At 47.6% G+C, this 17,926-nt stretch carries 16 protein-coding genes; 13 read left to right on the top strand and 3 right to left on the bottom strand.

From position 1 onward, the window contains the following. The first annotated feature begins 400 nt into the window (after window positions 1–400). Together QNO02_RS24665 and QNO02_RS24660 are read left to right on the top strand one after the other, a co-directional pair. Window positions 401–1,720 carry a TrkH family potassium uptake protein gene (locus tag QNO02_RS24665; protein WP_371129102.1) on the top strand — a complete coding sequence of 440 codons (1,320 nt, stop codon included), beginning with the start codon at window positions 401–403 and terminating at the stop codon, window positions 1,718–1,720. 54 nt (window positions 1,721–1,774) lie between these two features. Next, window positions 1,775–2,446, top strand: a complete 672-nt coding sequence (locus QNO02_RS24660; protein ID WP_017692455.1) for a potassium channel family protein — start codon at window positions 1,775–1,777, stop codon at window positions 2,444–2,446. 60 nt (window positions 2,447–2,506) lie between these two features. Here QNO02_RS24660 and QNO02_RS24655 read toward each other — a convergent pair whose 3' ends face one another. Beyond that, window positions 2,507–3,430 carry a LysR family transcriptional regulator gene (locus tag QNO02_RS24655; protein ID WP_091037825.1) on the bottom strand — a complete coding sequence of 308 codons (924 nt, stop codon included), beginning with the start codon at window positions 3,428–3,430 and terminating at the stop codon, window positions 2,507–2,509. Window positions 3,431–3,725: 295 nt separating this feature from the next. On the opposite strand from QNO02_RS24655, the gene QNO02_RS24650 reads away from it, so the two are divergent. The 6 genes from QNO02_RS24650 to QNO02_RS24625 all read left to right on the top strand — a co-directional run bounded on the left by QNO02_RS24650 (window position 3,726) and on the right by QNO02_RS24625 (window position 10,284). After that, window positions 3,726–4,394 (top strand): succinate dehydrogenase cytochrome b558 subunit, encoded by a 669-nt coding sequence (locus tag QNO02_RS24650; protein ID WP_091037822.1) that lies wholly within the window; start codon window positions 3,726–3,728, stop codon window positions 4,392–4,394. Between the two features lie 43 nt (window positions 4,395–4,437). After that, window positions 4,438–6,180: a succinate dehydrogenase flavoprotein subunit gene (sdhA, locus tag QNO02_RS24645; RefSeq protein WP_036673387.1), complete on the top strand. Its 1,743-nt coding sequence runs from the start codon at window positions 4,438–4,440 to the stop codon at window positions 6,178–6,180. 598 nt (window positions 6,181–6,778) lie between these two features. Then, complete coding sequence (sdhB, locus tag QNO02_RS24640) at window positions 6,779–7,543, top strand: succinate dehydrogenase iron-sulfur subunit (protein WP_036605794.1); 765 nt, start codon at window positions 6,779–6,781, stop codon at window positions 7,541–7,543. 175 nt (window positions 7,544–7,718) lie between these two features. Then, on the top strand, window positions 7,719–8,693 hold the full coding sequence (locus QNO02_RS24635; protein ID WP_289390307.1) for a metallophosphoesterase: 975 nt from the start codon (window positions 7,719–7,721) through the stop codon (window positions 8,691–8,693). A gap of 57 nt (window positions 8,694–8,750) precedes the next feature. Continuing rightward, window positions 8,751–9,482, top strand: coding sequence for a metallophosphoesterase family protein (locus tag QNO02_RS24630; RefSeq protein ID WP_289390306.1), 732 nt, complete (start codon window positions 8,751–8,753; stop codon window positions 9,480–9,482). A gap of 169 nt (window positions 9,483–9,651) precedes the next feature. After that, window positions 9,652–10,284, top strand: a complete 633-nt coding sequence (locus QNO02_RS24625; RefSeq protein WP_289390305.1) for a GNAT family N-acetyltransferase — start codon at window positions 9,652–9,654, stop codon at window positions 10,282–10,284. Between the two features lie 487 nt (window positions 10,285–10,771). On the opposite strand, the gene QNO02_RS24620 is transcribed toward QNO02_RS24625, so the two are convergent. Together QNO02_RS24620 and QNO02_RS24615 are read right to left on the bottom strand one after the other, a co-directional pair. Then, window positions 10,772–11,581 (bottom strand): histidinol-phosphatase, encoded by an 810-nt coding sequence (locus QNO02_RS24620; protein WP_091020855.1) that lies wholly within the window; start codon window positions 11,579–11,581, stop codon window positions 10,772–10,774. A 30-nt stretch (window positions 11,582–11,611) separates the two neighbouring features. Beyond that, window positions 11,612–12,514, bottom strand: a complete 903-nt coding sequence (locus QNO02_RS24615; protein ID WP_036605798.1) for a LysR family transcriptional regulator — start codon at window positions 12,512–12,514, stop codon at window positions 11,612–11,614. Between the two features lie 456 nt (window positions 12,515–12,970). On the opposite strand from QNO02_RS24615, the gene QNO02_RS24610 reads away from it, so the two are divergent. The 5 genes from QNO02_RS24610 (at window position 12,971) to QNO02_RS24590 (ending at window position 17,846) form a co-directional block, all read left to right on the top strand. Then, on the top strand, window positions 12,971–13,429 hold the full coding sequence (locus tag QNO02_RS24610) for a chemotaxis protein CheX (protein ID WP_036605799.1): 459 nt from the start codon (window positions 12,971–12,973) through the stop codon (window positions 13,427–13,429). A 57-nt stretch (window positions 13,430–13,486) separates the two neighbouring features. Further along, entirely contained in the window at window positions 13,487–14,260 is a 774-nt protein-coding gene (locus tag QNO02_RS24605) for an SDR family NAD(P)-dependent oxidoreductase (RefSeq protein WP_289390304.1), read from the top strand. A gap of 212 nt (window positions 14,261–14,472) precedes the next feature. Further along, entirely contained in the window at window positions 14,473–15,846 is a 1,374-nt protein-coding gene (locus QNO02_RS24600; protein WP_133387044.1) for a DEAD/DEAH box helicase, read from the top strand. Window positions 15,847–15,873: 27 nt separating this feature from the next. Further along, window positions 15,874–16,626 (top strand): ABC transporter ATP-binding protein, encoded by a 753-nt coding sequence (locus QNO02_RS24595; RefSeq protein WP_133387045.1) that lies wholly within the window; start codon window positions 15,874–15,876, stop codon window positions 16,624–16,626. A gap of 2 nt (window positions 16,627–16,628) precedes the next feature. Next, window positions 16,629–17,846, top strand: a complete 1,218-nt coding sequence (locus QNO02_RS24590) for an ABC transporter permease (protein ID WP_289390303.1) — start codon at window positions 16,629–16,631, stop codon at window positions 17,844–17,846. The last annotated feature ends 80 nt before the right edge of the window (window positions 17,847–17,926 follow it).

The raw sequence follows: 17,926 nt of genomic DNA, 5'->3' as shown, positions 1-17,926 counted from the left end.
TAGCACAGGCCAAGCACCGAATGCCAATGATGTAACGAAAACAGGTGTAAATCCTTGAAAATGAATGAAAAGCACCGAAAGAATCTGATCTATCCGTCGCTATATCTGAGTTCTTCCCTTTTTGGCTGAATTCGATGCTATTTACACAAAAAACGTTTTGTCTACAAACGTCGCAGCGCTTATAATTTTGAAGCAAATGTGCAATGATTCGCATGTCTTTCGCCCAACAAGGGAACGAATAGAATATATTCCAACTTCATTATATATGTCGTTTTAATCTGAATCATACTTGTTTAACGTTTGGCAACAGCATTTCAAATGAAGAAGGCTCCACGGGTGTGGAGTTATTTTCATTTTAGAAGAGGTGGAAGATACTCAAGTGAAACTGAATGTTCAATGGATGCGATTATCGCCACCCCGTATTCTTGTGTTAGGGTTTGCTGGCATCATATTGGTAGGCACACTGCTATTAATGCTTCCGGCATCCAGCCGTAACGGAGACAGTCTTGCATTTATTGATGCGCTCTTTACAGCAACTTCGGCTGTTTGTGTCACTGGTTTGGTTGTCGTTGATACAGGGACTCATTTCTCGGTGCTGGGTCAGGTTGTAATTGCAATTCTGATTCAGATTGGCGGACTGGGCTTCATGACAATGTCCACATTGGTTGCCATTGCGTTCAAACGGCGGATTTCGCTTAGAGAGCGGTTGATTCTACAGGAAGCGATGAACCAGAGCACGATGGAGGGAATCGTCCGGCTGATTCGTAAAGTTGTGATCTACTCACTCATTATCGAAGGCATATGTGGCACACTGTTTGCCATCCGCTGGTCGTTCGACATGCCAGTCGGACAGGCGATTTATTATGGCTATTGGCATGCGATCTCCATGTTCAACAATGCGGGCTTTGATATGTTTGGCGATTTCCGCAGTCTGACCGGTTATGTGTATGACCCATTGGTTAATTTTACAGCGATGTTCCTGATTGTCTCTGGCGGTATCGGTTTTGTGGTGTTGTCAGACCTGGTGGATTACCGCAAAACGCGGAAGCTGTCTTTGCACTCCAAAGTTGTACTGTTAATGACTGGATTGTTGATTGTGTTTGGTGCACTTGTCATTTTCGTATTTGAATTCAGCAATCCGCGGACACTGGGTGGCCTGAACTGGGGTGGCAAAATTCTCGGTTCATTCTTCCAGTCCGTTACGCCGCGAACGGCAGGAGCCAATACGGTAGATATTGCCGGGCTGAGACAGGCAACACAGTTCTTTATGATCATTCTGATGTTCATTGGTGCTTCGCCAGGTTCTACGGGAGGCGGGATCAAAACAACGACATTTATGATTATGGCTGGCGCGGTCATCGCCATGATGCGTGGACGTGAAGATATCGTATTTTTCCGCTACCGGCTCGTACAGGAACGGATTTTCAAGGCGCTTACTATTACATTGCTGGCGCTCTTGTTCATCATAGCTGTAACGATGGCACTGAGTACCACAGAAGACGCCAGTTTTATGATGATCTTATTTGAAACGACATCAGCCTTTGGTACCGTAGGATTATCGCTTGGACTAACGCTGAAGTTGACTACATTGGGCAAACTCCTGATCTGTTTTACGATGTTTGCAGGAAGGCTTGGACCGATCACATTAGCGTATGCACTCGGGCAGAAAAAGGGTAAAGAGTTATACAGGTATCCGGAAGGCAAAATGATTATTGGATAAATCTATTTTTAGTGAGTTTTGAAATTGATTTGGATAAGGGGTTCGTGAAGAACAATGAAAACACAGCAGTTTGCGGTGATTGGGCTTGGGCGGTTTGGCTCCAGTCTGGCACAGGAATTAATGGAACTCGGCTACGAGGTGCTCGGGATCGATAAAAATGAAGAAGTCGTCGAAGACATTAGTGAATTGGTCACCCATGCCGTTGTAGCCGATGCCACAGATGAGGAAGTGCTGCGCTCCCTGGGTATTCGTAATTTTGACTGCTGCATCGTTGCCATCGGGGATGATATCCAGACGAGCATTCTCACCGCGATTCTGTTAAAAGAGCTGGGCGTCAAGACGGTCGTGGCCAAGGCCATATCCGTCCTTCACGGACGAGCATTGGATAAACTGGGGATTGATCGAGTCGTTTATCCTGAGCGGGATATGGGCATTCGGGTTGCCCACCAGCTGGTTACCCCGAACTTGCTGGATTACATTGAATTATCCAATGATTACAGTATTGTCGAGATGAAGGTTCCCGCCTGTCTGCACAACAAGACACTTTCAACCCTGAATGCACGCGTACGTTTTGGTTGCAGCATTGTGGCGTTACAGAAAGAAGCTGGGGTCATTATCGCTCCGACGGCACTGGATTCGCTTCAGATGGGGGATATTATGGTCATTATTGGTAATAATGCAGATATCGACCGATTTGAAGAAGAGGTTATCAGCCAGGAGAGCTGATAATTAAGATGAGTTAAATAAGGAAGCCAGGGGTTAGAGCCTGGCTGATTCAGATCAAAGCTAAGGCGTCGTAGTCCTCCGTGAGGGCAATGGCGCCTTTGCTGTAAAGAGTGCAGCCGTCTCCTTGACCCATTGTCTGGAGGTCTCGCTGAGGTCCTCTTTTTCCCCATAGATCATACAGGTTGTTCTGCGGGTCTGCTGTAATTGAGGCAAATGAACAGAAACCAGATCATTGTCCGCAAGTAATTGTGGACGAAGATATGACTTGGGCAATAGAGCAGCAGCTTTGGCGGAAGGCAGAAGTCGGATAATCGCTTCAAAGGAGTCAATTTCCATGCGAATATCCGGCATCACGGCACAGCGCTGGAAGAGGTCGTCCGTTAATTTGCGGTACCAGGTGCCTTTGGAGAACGTGATCATCGGCAGATCCTGCAAATGCTCCATCCCGGCTTCCTTACCGGATAAGGGGTGTGTAAGCGGCACAACCAGTTCCAGGTGATCGTCAAAGAGCGGCACACAGTTAAGCCCCACTTCGCTGATGGAGGAGGCGACAATGCCCACATCGGCTTTTTTGTCACGCACAAACGAGACAATCTCATGTGTTTTACCCGTCAACAGTTTCAATTCGGCATTTGGATGTTTCTCCATAAAGGCATTGACGAGAGGTGGTAATGTAGTTTGAAGCGTCGTCAGACTGGCTCCGAGTGTAATGGTGCTTTGTTCTTCGTCTTTATACTGGGCAAGCATGGTGAGGAACTTCTGCTGCTGCTGCTTCTGTTCTACCGCGAAGGTATAGGCGAACTGGCCCACACTGGTTAACTCCAGCCGTTTGCCACGGCGGTGAAATAGGGCAACCCCAAGTTCATCCTCCAATTTGGCAATTTTTCGTGAGAGTGCGGGTTGGGACAAGTTCAGTAACTTGGATGCACGGTTCAGGCTGGACTGCTCCACGACCGCTGCAAATGCATTTAACTCCTCAAACATGAACAATAACCTCTTTTCCATGAGTGTGATTCTTGCCCTTGCTTAATCGTTTTCCATGTTGTATAGCCTGTAAACCCAATGTTTCACTGCTTATACCTATAGGGTATAACATTTAATAATTATATTGCAATTCCCTTATAAGAAAAAAAGGAGTAACATGAATCGTGACACAAGTTGTTCACACCTGGGGAAAACGGAACAATTTGTCGAACCTTTTCATGGAAAAGGATTCGTGTCATGATAAGTGAAATCATTTATGAAAACGTTGTATTTAGCGAAAGGGGATCGACATTTTATGAAAGGGTTTTACTCCAGAAAGCTGCACTCCTTGCTTGGCGTCATTCCGCTCAGTTTGTTTTTTGTTGAGCATTTGGTGACGAACTTCTCGGCAGTTGAAGGCGGCAAAGAGGCTTTTGACGGTGCTGTTGCATTTTTGAACAGTCTGCCACTGGTTATTGTTTTGGAAACGCTCCTCATCTGGTTACCGTTGTTCTATCACGGTGTATATGGTCTGTATATTGCTTATCAGGCCAAGCCTAACGTGGGCCGTTATGGCAATGAGCGCAACTGGCGTTACACGTTGCAGCGGGTCAGTGGTGTCATTACGTTTGTATTCGTAATCTGGCATGTATGGGAGACTCGGGTACAGGTTGCGTTGGGTACAGTCACCCACGAAGAACTTGGTGGTGTCATTCATGAGATCGTGATGAACCCGGTAACATTTATTCTATATCTGATCAGTGTGGTTGCGGCATCCTATCACTTTGCCAACGGTCTGTGGTCGTTTCTTGTTAGCTGGGGGATTACCGTGGGTCCGCGTGCGCAGCGTGTGTCCTCTTATGTGTGCATGAGTTTGTTTGGTATTATTTCCATTATGTTTATTGCTTCGTTGTTCGCTTTCCGGAGCATGGATTTCCAAGCAGTAACTTCGATGGTTGATGTAGTAAAAACAGTTCTAATTTAAGCATTTAGCGTATAAATGCTGACTTATAAGGGAGTGAACAGCAATGGCATCAACGAATGTAATTATTGTGGGCGGCGGTCTCGCGGGATTGATGGCGGCGATCAAATCGGCTGAAGCCGGAGTCCATGTTCATTTATTTTCACTGGTTCCTGTTAAACGATCCCACTCTGTATGTGCACAAGGCGGCATCAACGGAGCGGTGAATACCAAGGGTGAGGGTGACTCCCCATGGGTACACTTTGACGATACGGTATACGGCGGTGACTTCCTCGCGAACCAACCTCCTGTTAAAGCGATGTGCGAAGCAGCACCTGGCATCATTCACCTGATGGACCGTATGGGCGTCATGTTCAACCGGACACCGGAAGGTTTGCTTGATTTCCGTCGTTTCGGGGGAACGAAGCATCACCGTACGGCGTTTGCCGGAGCAACAACAGGACAACAATTGCTCTATGCATTAGACGAACAGGTACGTCGCTGGGAAGCAGCGGGCCTGGTTACGAAATATGAGAACTGGGAATTCCTGCAGGCGGTTTTGGATGATGAAGGCGTATGTCGCGGGATCGTAGCTCAGGATCTGAAAACGATGAAGGTACAGACCTTCCCGGCAGAAGCGGTTATTCTGGCGAGCGGTGGTCCAGGGATCATTTTCGGTAAAACGACCAACTCTGTAATTAACACAGGTACAGCGGCAAGTGCGGTGTATCAGCAAGGTGTAAATTACGCCAACGGGGAGTTCATTCAGATTCACCCAACAGCCATTCCAGGGGATGACAAGCTGCGTCTCATGTCTGAATCCGCGCGTGGTGAAGGTGGACGGATCTGGACGTACAAAGACGGAAAACCTTGGTACTTCCTTGAAGAAAAGTATCCATCCTACGGTAACCTGGTTCCACGTGATATCGCGACTCGTGAAATCTTCAGCGTCTGCGTAGATATGGGTCTGGGTGTGAACGGCGAGAACATGGTTTATCTCGATTTGTCGCACAAAGATCCGAAGGAACTGGACGTTAAACTGGGCGGAATCATTGAGATCTATGAGAAGTTCATGGGCGATGACCCGCGTAAAATCCCAATGAAAATCTTCCCGGCAGTCCATTATTCCATGGGCGGTATGTGGGTAGATTATAACCAAATGACTAACATTCCGGGGCTGTTCGCAGCTGGTGAATGTGAATATCAATACCATGGCGCAAACCGTCTGGGTGCCAACTCATTGGTATCTGCGATCTATGGTGGTATGGTGGCTGGACCAAAAGCGGCTGAATATATCAAAGGACTTAAAAAATCATCCGCTGATATCCCATCTTCCGTATTTGAGAAACACACCAAACAACAAAGCGATAAATACGAAGGCATCTTGAAAATGCAGGGCACGGAAAATGCCTATGTCATTCATAAAGAGCTTGGCGAGTGGATGACCGCCAACATGACGGTTGTGCGCTACAACGACAAGCTTGAAGCCACGATTGGCAAGATCAAGGAATTGAAAGAGCGTTATGGCAAAATCAACATGTACGATAGCTCCGGTTGGAATAACCCGAGCGCAGCATTCACTCGCCAACTGTGGAACATGATTGAATTGGCAGAAGCAATGACACTGGGCGCACTGCTGCGTAACGAAAGCCGCGGCGCGCATTACAAACCGGAATTCACGGAACGTAATGACGAAGAGTTCCTGAAAACGACTATCGCGAGCTGGTCGAAAGAAGGCCCGAAAATCTCGTACGAGCCAGTAGACGTATCCCTGATCCCACCACGTATCCGGGATTACTCCAAGGATTAAATATCACGGAATTATTATAAGGTTAAATATTAAGCACCTGAACGAAGAAGACGGGAGAACTTTGGAGAAGCAGAGCTTCTTCAAAAGTTACTGCCATCAACGTGATGGAGTGAAGGTTCTCAGCAAAGGTACTCTGTGTGCACAAAGCAGCAGAGGAAGCCAAAATACCTGTTCATAAGCAAGCAACGCATTGGCAAAGCTTGCATATTTAAAATTACCGCAATCCAGCATGAATGGAGTGCAGTTTCCAGCAAAGTGACCCTGCGTGCACGACGTAGCGGAGGAAGCGGAAATGCCCAGAAGAAGCGAAGCGCCTTAGCGATGCTTCAGAACTTCAATACTGCCATCCAGCATGAATGGAGTGCAGTTTTCCAGCAAAGTGACTCTGCGTGCACAACGTAGCGGAGGAAGTGGAATTGACCTGAAGAAGCGAAGCGTCCGCCTTTGATACCCCATTTTATTCAATAGAGATCCATTCCGTAAAATGGGGGAGCAACAGCGGTCGGAAGGTCATTCCACTGACGAAGCGTCTCCCGTGCACCAAAATATTTTGCGCATCAGCAATACAATCATCGTCACCAGAGGAGGGGACAACGATATGGCGGAACAAGCTACAGCCAACAAAACCGTCAAGTTTATCATCACCCGTCAGGATAGCCCGGAGTCATCTTCGTACAACGAAGAATTTGAGCTTCCGTACCGTCCCAACATGAATGTGATCAGCGCCCTGATGGAGATTCAGCGGAACCCCGTCAATACAGATGGCAAATCCATTGCTCCCGTGTGCTGGGATTCCAACTGTCTCGAAGAAGTCTGTGGTGCCTGCTCCATGGTCATCAACGGCAAGCCACGTCAAGCATGTGCAGCCCTGATCGACAAGCTCGAACAGCCCGTTCGTATCGAACCGATGAAGACATTCCCGGTAGTTCGTGACTTGGTCATCGACCGTAGCCGGATGTTTAGCGCCCTGAAACGCGTAAAAGCATGGATTCCGATCGATGGTACCTATGACCTTGGTCCAGGTCCACGGATGCCTGAGAAGAAGCGTCAGTGGGCATATGAGCTGTCCAAATGTATGACATGTGGTGTATGTCTGGAGGCATGCCCGAACGTCAATGAGAAAACAGACTTTATCGGTCCAGCAGCACTGTCCCAAGTGCGCTTGTTCAACGCTCACCCAACAGGGGAGATGAACGCCGACGATCGCCTGGAAGCGTTGATGGAAGACGGAGGCATTGAGGGCTGTGGTAACTCACAGAACTGCGTGCAATCCTGTCCAAAAGGCATTCCACTGACAACCTCCATTGCGGAAATGAACAAACAAACGACCAAGCATATGTTCAAACGCTGGTTGGGTGTATAATCTCGTCATAACATGTGCAGAAGTGTAATCTGCAACTTAGAAGAAGTCGTGATCCTGTGCAGCAACATGCCGGAGATCTCGGCTTCTTTTTGTAATGAAGCAGAGGAACCGGGCTACCCATGCAGAATATGATATACTAAGGGGATGGATTAAGAGCGTAGAAGGAGGGGGAGATATGGCAGAGACACCGCGTCAGGGCAGCAACAACTCGCCGTCCCAGCGCTCGCACAAAGCACCAGGTGCAGAAGAGTCTGTGTTTCCTGGAGAAGAAAAGGATCATGATCCCTCTCGCCGAAGTTTCTTATTGCGCATGGTTTTGATGACAGCGGGTGCCAGTTTGCTTACAGGAGGTTATGCCTGGTTATGGGAACCGCGTCGCCTGGAGATCAAGCAAGTGGAGCTGAAACTTCCGAAGTTTCCAAAGGCATTTGACGGCTTGCGTGTCGTTCAGTTCAGCGATGCCCATCTTGGTTTTCATACCGGGGTGAAAGAGCTGAAGAAGTTGGCAGCAACGATTGAGGAGCAGCAACCGGACTTGATTTGTTTTACCGGAGACATCGTCGAGAGGGAAGCAGAGCCGATGCGTGAATGTATTCCGGTACTCGCCTCCATGCAAGCGAAGTATGGCAAGTTTGCTGTTTTGGGGAATCATGATTATCGGGGCGGACAGCAGAATCAAGTGACAACCATGTTCCGTGAAGCCGGATTCACTTTGTTACGGAACGAACATGTGGTGATTGAACAAGGGGGCGAACGTCTGGCCATAGCTGGTCTGGATGACGCACTTACAGGCAGGCCTGATCCTGCCCAAGCCATCAAGGGATTGGATCATGATGTGTGGAAGTTGTTACTTATGCATGAACCGGATTATGCCGATATTGCCACTCCCTATGGTTTCGGATTACAACTTTCCGGTCATAGCCATGGTGGACAGGTACGTTTTCCCTGGATCGGGGCACTGACAACTCCGCGAGGTTCACACAAGTATGTTCAAGGATTGTATTACACGGATGTCCAGGGGGTATATTACACCACCCAGACACAAATGCCTGTGTATGTGAATCGTGGTTTTGGCATGACTCAACTGCCCATTCGTTTTCTGTGCAGACCAGAATTAACGGTGTTTGAGCTTAAAGGATCAACCACATAAAAGAATATAAGATGAATATAAAACATAAAGGATTCAACATGAATGGAGGTTATCCAGATGGAACGAATTGCGATTGTATCCGACATTCATGGCAACATGACTGCCTGGGAAGCAGTGTTAAAAGATATCCGAAGTCGTGGCGTAGAGCGAATCTTTTGTCTTGGTGACCTCGTGGGCAAGGGACCAGAACCGGTACAAGTTGTGGATCAGGTGAGAGCAACGTGCGAACTTGTCATCCGTGGCAATTGGGATGAACTGGTTGCGGTTAACCAGGACAACGAGAACTTTACGTGGCAAGCAGAACGGCTGGGTGAAGAACGATTGGCGTACTTGGCGGGCCTACCCTTCAGTCATCAATTTCAACTGAGCGGTCGCACCATCCGTCTGGTCCATGCTTCACCTCAAAGTGTGTACCATCGTGTACAGCCGTGGGATGCAATAGAAAAGAGGTTGGCAATGTTTGATCCTCCCGCTGATGAGCCTGAGCAAAGTGTTGCAGATGTTGTAGGTTATGGGGATGTGCATAACGCATACTTGCAGTATATGAACGGCAAGTTACTGTTTAATGCAGGCAGTGTTGGTAATCCACTCGATCTTCCCCAGGCTTCTTACTGTATTCTGGAGGGTGAAGACAGCAACGATAACAATGCCCCGTTCAATGTTCAATTTGTGCGGGTACCTTATGATATTGAGCGAGAAGTACAGGTTGCACAGTCGGCGAATGTTCCTGCATTGGATTTCTATATCCGTGAGATTCGTACGGGTATCTATCGCGGGCTGCAGGAGTAGTCAGCATCTGGGCTCTATAGCGTCAGGAATTGGGATGATGCAATATATTAATACTAAAATGCGAATACTAAAGTTCGTGGATCAGTTCAAATGGTATTACGCCGGATCATCATCAGAGCATGCTTGTCTTACCGGACTAGAGCCCGTTTAGGCAAAAGGAGCGATTGTCATGCTTACCCGAAAAATGCTGGTTCAAGGTCTGCCGGCTTTGTGGACAGAGCGTCTTGTCCTGCGATCATTACGTCAAAGTGATTACAGCACATTATCGGAACTTTTTTCCGATCCTCAAGTCATAAGATATGTGAATAGGGGAAGCCAGCCCACGCCAACCAGGGCGAGACGGTTATTGAACCAGATACGGAGCAGCAGCGCCAAGCTGGATTCGTTACATTATGGGATCTGCTGGAGAGGCAAGGAACAAGTGATTGGGATCACCTCATTCCAGCACTGGAATGATCAGAATGGTACCGCACAGATTGGTTACATCCTGAACAGGTCCTGTTGGGGCAGGGGTGTGGCTACCGAGGCGGTACAGCGACTGTTGCACTTTGGATTTGACGATCTTCATTTGTGGAGGGTGGAGGCACGGTGTTATGAGGCCAATGTATCTTCACAACGGGTGTTAAGCAAAATAGGGATGTCCTATGAGCGGAGTCTTCCCTCCTTCGGACTGCATGATGAGGATGACGAGGAATCAGAATCCCTGATGGATGTTAAAGTGTACAGTATGTACCGGGAACAATACGCCCGCCCGCTTCAGGAAAAATACCTGCAAACCCTGGTATCTGACAAGCCGCAATGACATAGAGTAAGAGTAGTCAAACGTGAATGAATCGAACTTCAATCATTTGTTACACAATTGAAATATAGCTGCAATTGAACTCTAACAGACAGGGGGTAAACTTATCTCATGACCCCCTTTTTGATAATAGATAATGCTGTTGGGACCCGCGCGAGCGGGTTCATTTTTTTTTGTCCATATAAGTTAACTTTGGGGGATTTACACTGGCCACTCCGATGACAGAATAACCTTCCGATCGCTGTTATACCCGGATTTTTTGATTCCCTTTTGAAAAGGGGCAAATCCGGGGATAGCGTATTCTTCCGATGCAGCTTTCTTTCAGAAAGCTTTTAGGCGACCGCTTCGCTTCTTCAAGTTATTTCTGTCCTCTCCGTTATCGTGTAAATGTTCAGTTTAACTTATATAATATTTTTAATTTAGAATTAAACCTAAACCCCCACAACGTGAACAAGCGCGCTGTGGGGGTTTCTATGTGGTCTGATATTTTTTACAGTGGTACAACCTGCATCTGTTTCTGCTTGAAGTACACCCAGTCGGTGAATCCGATCTCCTTGAGACGTGTACGAACGTCATCCAGCTCGTCTGCCACCCGCTGCGGTTTATGAGCGTCCGATCCAAAGGTCACCTTCACTCCATAATGATGGGCCCGTTCCAAAATGGCATCCGAGGGATACCAGCCACCGCTGAGTTTGGTTTTGCCAGATGTGTTAATTTCAATCGCTACGTTGGATTCTGCAATGACCTGCAACGTTTCATCAATGGCCTGATCAGCGATAATTTCGGAGAAAGGTGGATAATTTCCTTTCATCGCATCAATGTGTCCAAGAATCTGGAACATACCGCTGCGAGCCGATTCCCGGATTAATGAATAATAACTCTCTTTCACTTCAACTTTGCGAGCATTGCTCAGTCCATTCCACCGGGTTTTGTTGAAGATACTCACATCCTCGGTATGATGAACCGAACCAATAATATAGTCAAAAGGATACTGTCCCAGTGTGGTACGGTACAATTCTGCATAAGCAGGGAAGTAGTCGGATTCAATGCCGAGCAGTACATCGATTTTACCAGCGTACTCTTCTTTCAAAGCAAGGACTTCTTCCACATAATGCTGCAATTCCGACTTGCCCATTGCGATCCGGGGAAATGCCTGCTCAAGCTCGCTGCCAAAGTATGGCGTATGATCCGAGATACCGATGGCCTGAAGTCCTGCCTTAATACCCGCCTCTATATAATCGCGGATGTTGCCGTCTGCGTGACCACAACGAAAATGATGTGTATGAAGATCAAATTTCATATGGAATCCTTCCTTTCTCATGGCTCATTGTCATTCTGAACTGATGAATTGGGTTTCCGGCATACCTTTGAGGTCACTTATGAATTGCTGCATTGCTGAGTTAAGGTATCGACTGGACTTATAGATGACACCAACAGGGTGACTGACCTCGAGCTCACTTAAGGGTATCATTCGCAATGTACCTTGACGCAACTCATGCGCAACAGATTGTTTGGAGATGACAGCTGCCCCGAGATCAATCTCGACCATCCGTTTCACTTCTTCGCTGCTCGACAACTCCATTACAATATTAGGTTCAATATTATGTTTCTTGAAGATGGTTTCTGTAAACCTTCGTCCTACTGTATCAGGGGACAGCAGAATCAGTGGTGTACTCCGGAGCACATCGACTGCAGCATGTTTTTTCTTTGCCAGCGGATGGGAAGGAGATACCACGAGTTCAAATGTGTCATAGTACAGTACAGATGTATTCAGGTTGGGATTACGCTCCGTGAGATAACCGATACCAATATCAACCAGACCATTTTCGACCTGGGTATAGATCTGTGATGACGGAAGGGATTGGATACTGGTTTTGATCAGCGGGAATTGATCTTGGAAATAGGATAACACCCTTGGCAAGATCTGAATAGCAATGGAAGTTGTTGTGCCTAACACGATACGTCCCTGAGGCGTTTCATCGAGATCGGACAATTTTTGTTTCAACTCATCAACGATATCGAGCATCCGTTCAGCGTGCTCCAGAAATACCTGTCCACGGTCTGTCAGGGTAACGGGTTGGTTCCGATCCACAAGAACGGTGCTGAATTCGTCCTCCAGACTTTTGATCTGGGCCGAGACGGCAGGCTGGGTCAGGTTCAGAAGTTCTCCCGCTTTGCGGAAGCTCATCGTTTTGGAAATGGTAATTAGTGTCTCCAGTTGGCTTATGTTCATAGGTGACCTCCTTGCAGGCAAAGTATCTTGATTATGTAGTGTTTGGTGCGATGAAATCCCGTAACTGGTTATTGTTCCGTTATCTTAAATTATAGGTGATTCAGGACAGCAGAGCAATGAAGGTAATTATCAGGATCAAAAGTAGTTCAAGAGACTGTGAAAAAAACGCGAATACAAGAATTTGATTTTTTTAACAGTTGTGAGAAGCAGTAATAAAGTCCTAAATGCCTTTTGCCACGCACAATGAACGAAAATCTTTCTTCAAAAGAAGTAAAAAGCTCTGTTTATTCGCTAGAATCAGCTATAAACATTTGCCCCACGGATGACGATAAATTATAGTACACATGGTTTAACGAATTCTTAATGAATTCTTGTACGTGATAAAGTATAATAAATTTAATGAATATGGGACTTTTGGTGTGTGACCAATAACCCAGTGTGAGGGGGACATAGACAGTGAAAGCGGAAGTGATTAATCCTTTCCTGGAATCGGCACGGAACGTATTCGAACAGCTCATCCAGGTTTCGCCTTCCACCGGGAGTCTTGGCGTGAAAAATGTAGAGTACATTGCAGACCATGTCTGGATCGTGATCGGAATGACGGGACAACTTAGCGGAAACATTGTATTTGGAATCAATGAACAAGTTGCATTGAAAATTGTATCTGCGATGATGGGCGGTTTTGTCATTACAGAAATGGATGAAATGAGCAAAAGTGCGATTTCGGAACTGGGTAATATGATCAGTGGTAATGCCAGTACCATCCTGTCGAACCAGGGGGTTGTGGTCGATATTACACCTCCACAAGTGATGAAGTCCGAACATCTGACTACATTTAGTGCAACGAAAGCACTGAGCATTCCTTTGCTGATGGACGGCATTGGTGAGATGGATATTCAGGTCATGATCTCGTAGAATAGAACCATACGCCATCAAAAGGCAATATGTGTTCAATACGGGAGGACATCACGGATGCTGAAAGATCAGGTAGTGTTTATCACAGGTGCATCGAGTGGTATCGGTGCGCTGTGTGCGCAGATGCTGATAGAAGAAGGAGCCATCCCGATTCTGGCTGCCCGTTCACAGGACAAGTTGGAAGAGATTGGTGCCTCGCTGAAAGGGTCGCATGAATTACTCACGCTTGATGTTACGGATAGTGAGCAGGTTCAGGCAGCTGTGGATGCGATATTGCATAAATACGGACGAATCGACATTTTGCTGAACAACGCAGGTTACGGGAAATTCGCAGCGATGACAGAGATGTCAGTACAGGAATTCGGTGAGATGATGGACGTTAATTACATGGGCATTGTCCGCTGCACCAAAGCAGTGCTTCCACAGATGCTGGAACGTGGCAAAGGTCAGATTGTGAACGTGGCCTCCATGGCTGGCAAAATCGGTACAGCCAAATCCGCTTCCTATACAGCTACGAAACATGCTGTACTCGGATTTAGTAATGCGCTGCGTCAGGAGCTTCGCAAGACCGGGGTCCTGGTGACAACGATTAATCCAGGTCCGATTGATACACCATTTTTCCATCGGGCTGACCCATCTGGCAATTATGTGAATAATGTACGTTGGATGATGTTGAAACCGGAAGACGTTGCGGGTCATATGATTCGGGCGATGAAAAAGCGCAAGGAAGAAGTGAATCTGCCAAGACTTGCTTCTGCTGGCATATGGTTGTACCAGCTATTTCCTCGTCTTGCAGATCGATTGTCGCACGGTGTAATGAATCAGAAGTAAATGTGATACGAGGCATCATATACGGAATGAAAGAAAGGCTCCGCCGAGGGGCTTTTCTTTTTTTTTGCGTGTATACATACAATTCTGGAATAAGATTTGGTACACGGGCTTTTTTCGCATATAATGAAAGGTAATGTGATGACAGGCTTCGGTTTTAGTAAGTACAAGCAGGGCTAGCATCAAAATGAATAAAATTAAAAGGATGGACATACATGACGAATCAAACATTTGCTTCAATTGGCGTGGAACAGGATCTGGAGGCCGTTTTGGCGAAACATGGCATTAACGAACCTTCACCTGTACAGGCTCAGACGATCCCGGTTATTTTGGAAGGCCGGGATGTCGTATCCAAATCCCAGACGGGAACAGGAAAAACGCTGGCATATCTGCTGCCACTGTTACAATCCATCAAAATGGATATCAAAGGTACGCAGAAACTCATTATTGCACCTACACAAGAGCTGGCGATGCAGATTGTACGTGAGGCACAACGCTACGGGGAAGAACGCAAGATCGGCGTATTAGGTCTGATTGGTGGCGCAGCGGCTAAACGTCAGATCGAGAAGCTGCGTGAGCATCCACAATTGGTTGTGGGTACACCGGGACGACTGAAAGAATTGATTACACTCAAAAAACTGAAAATGCACAACGTCTCTACAATTGTTATCGATGAAGCGGACCAAGTGTTCCAACTTGGCGGCGTAAGTGACGTGAACTTTGTACTCAAGAGCGCATTGCGGGATCGTCAGTTGATCTTCCTGTCAGCAACAATTGATGAGAATACGGCCGGACTCGCGAAGCGTGAGATGAAAGAGCCTGTTCAGATCGGAATTGAACCGGATCGAGCTACGGCTGCGGGCCTGGAGCATTATTATTTTGTAGAAGAAAACCGGAACAAAATTGACATGCTGCGTCGTCTGGTCAGACAGTACAATCCGGATCGGGCGATCGTATTTGTGAATGCAACCGAAGATATTGGTGAAGTTGAAGCAAAGATGAATCATCTGGGCTTGTCCGCTGCTGCGCTGTATGGGGATGCTGACAAAGTGACCCGCAGTAACGTATTGTCTGCCTTCCGTAATGGCAAACTTCAGTTGCTGATTGCCAGCGAAGTCGCTGCCAGAGGACTGGATATTGAAGGCTTGCCAATGGTCATTAACTATGACCCTGCCTTTGACTCGGAGCACTATGTTCACCGTGCAGGTCGTACAGGCCGGATGGGACGTTCGGGTATCGTTTTGTCCATTGTGGATGAAACACAGATCTTTATTATGCGTAAATTCGCACGCGAACTCGGAATCGAACTGTCAGAACGTGTACTTTTTGGTGGTAAAGTACTGGAGGCTGATCCGCGTCCGGACACGCGGCCTGAGGGACATTCGTTCTCCAGAAAACCAGGACAATCCAGAGATCGCAAACCAGGTCAGGGCAGCCGCAATGGCGGTACCCGGGCTACAATCTCCAATTCGCGTCCAGCGGGTAACAAACCAACTGGCAATACTGGCCGCACGGAGCGCGATCAGGATCGTAAAAACAAGGGAGCACCCAAGTGGAGTAAAGACAAAACGCCACGCTCCGAAGAATAGAATCTGACGAAAGGGGTGCAGGGATAGATGGAAAACGTTCAATCGCCTGTTCTGCAAATCAGCGGGTTAAGCGGAGGTTATAGTGCCAAACGGCCAGTCCTTCACGGCATCGATCTGGAAGTTGGACGTGGAGAGATGGTCGGACTAATCGGCTTAAACGGTGCTGGCAAAAGTACAACCATGAAACATATCCTCGGCTTGATGACACCTCAACAGGGCGAAGTACGAGTGATGGGCAAGAAGCGGGACGAGGATGCGCAGATCTACCAATCGGCCATGGCATTTGTACCGGAATCACCCGAACTTTATGATGAGATGACGGTGATGGAGCATCTGGAGTTTACGGCAAGAGCGTACAATGTATCGGAGTCTGATTTCAAACAACGTACGGAGAAACTGCTGGAACTGTTCCGTATGAATGAGAAAAGTACAAGTCTGTCGACTCACCTGTCCAAGGGGATGAGACAAAAGGTCATGATCATGTGTGCTTTTGTGGCAGGACCACCACTGTACATCATTGATGAGCCTTTCCTGGGGCTGGACCCGCTGGGTATCCGCTCCTTGCTTGATTTTATGCTTGAGATGAAAGCTTCGGGATCATCCATCCTACTCAGTTCACACATTCTGTCCACGATTGAAAATTACTGTGACCGTTTTATCGTTCTGCACCGTGGGCAGGTTATTGCTCAAGGGACGCTAAATGAACTGCGCTCCCAATTCGGGGAATCGGATGCCACGCTGGAGCACATGTTCTATTCCCTCGTACAAGGCAGGGATTGAGCATGGATCTCAAGCTGCTATGGAAGCAAAGACGCACAGGATTCTGGAACGGAATTCTTCCTTATCTCGGATATGTAATCCAGAGCGGTGTAGCTATGGTCTTTTTATTTCTCGTCATTGCGTTCTCCGCCTGGTATACATCGTTTGTTCAGAACATTCCGGCGGAATTTCCGATTCGCTGGATTGCATTGGTGCTGCTGGCACCACTGGTGCTGTTTAGCAGTTATCGTACATATCTGCTTCCGGCAGATATCGTGTTCCTGCGACCACAGGAATACCGGATGCAGGAATATTTGAAGAACAGCTTTGCCCGGGGCATTATCTATAAAAGTCTGGGCCTGTTACTTGTGTTTGTTACATTGTGGCCTCTCTATGTTAGAGCAGATCTGGATGCACGGCCATTTGGCTGGTTCATTGTATTCCTGCTGCTGTGGAAAGGGTTGTCCAGTTATGGAGCATGGCAAGAGCTAAGAATGGTACAGGTCGGGGCAGCAAGAGGATATCGTCTCTTGCGTTGGGCTCTGGCAGTGCTAGCGGTTGGCGCATGGCTATGGCAGCCACCGCAGCGGAGCATATGGTTCCTGTTGTTGCTGGCTGTCGTCTACATCGTCGCCTTGCGTATACCAGTGAAACATCGGGTAGCGTGGGAAAGACTGATTCAGGTGGAGCAGGGTCAGGCTGGCAGGGTTATGCGGACGCTTGGCTGGTTTGTGGATGTACCTTCATCCGGACAGAAAGTAAGTTCGCGTCGCTGGCTTAGCAAATGGGGGAGCGGTCTTCCTTGGAATGCAGGGAAAGCTTACCGATATCTGATTACCAAAACGTTTATTCGAACCGAAGTGTTCTCAATCGTGTTACGCCTAGTTGTATTGGGCATGTTACTATCCTGGTGGACAGCAGGCAGCTACTTTGGTGTAGGTGTGTATCTGTTCTTCCTGTTGCTTGCAGGTGTTCAGTTAGGTGCGCTGCGTCGCAGTCATAGTGAGTCGTTCTGGATTATGATCTATCCGATCTCGGGTGAGAGTCGTCGCTCTCAGGTGTTGGGATTCATATTCCATCTACATGCACTGGCTGCGTTGCTCATGTGGTTGCCTATGCTGGCTGCCGGAGCAAGCGGACTGACTGTCACCGGAGTAGCACTTATTTTGGGTATACTGGTGATTGTGGTCATGCGGCGTTCGCAAGGTAACAAGTGGTTGAAGGAAGAAGAAGACGAGTAAACAAGAGACCGTACCTTCGTACCTCTCGCCAGCCAAGATGGTGGTTCGAGGTGGAGGGTGACTTCTACTTAAGTTAACAA

Source organism: Paenibacillus sp. PK1-4R (assembly GCF_030369595.1).
Classification (GTDB): Bacteria; Bacillota; Bacilli; order Paenibacillales; family Paenibacillaceae; genus Paenibacillus.
This window is presented reverse-complemented; position numbering and strand designations above follow the sequence as displayed.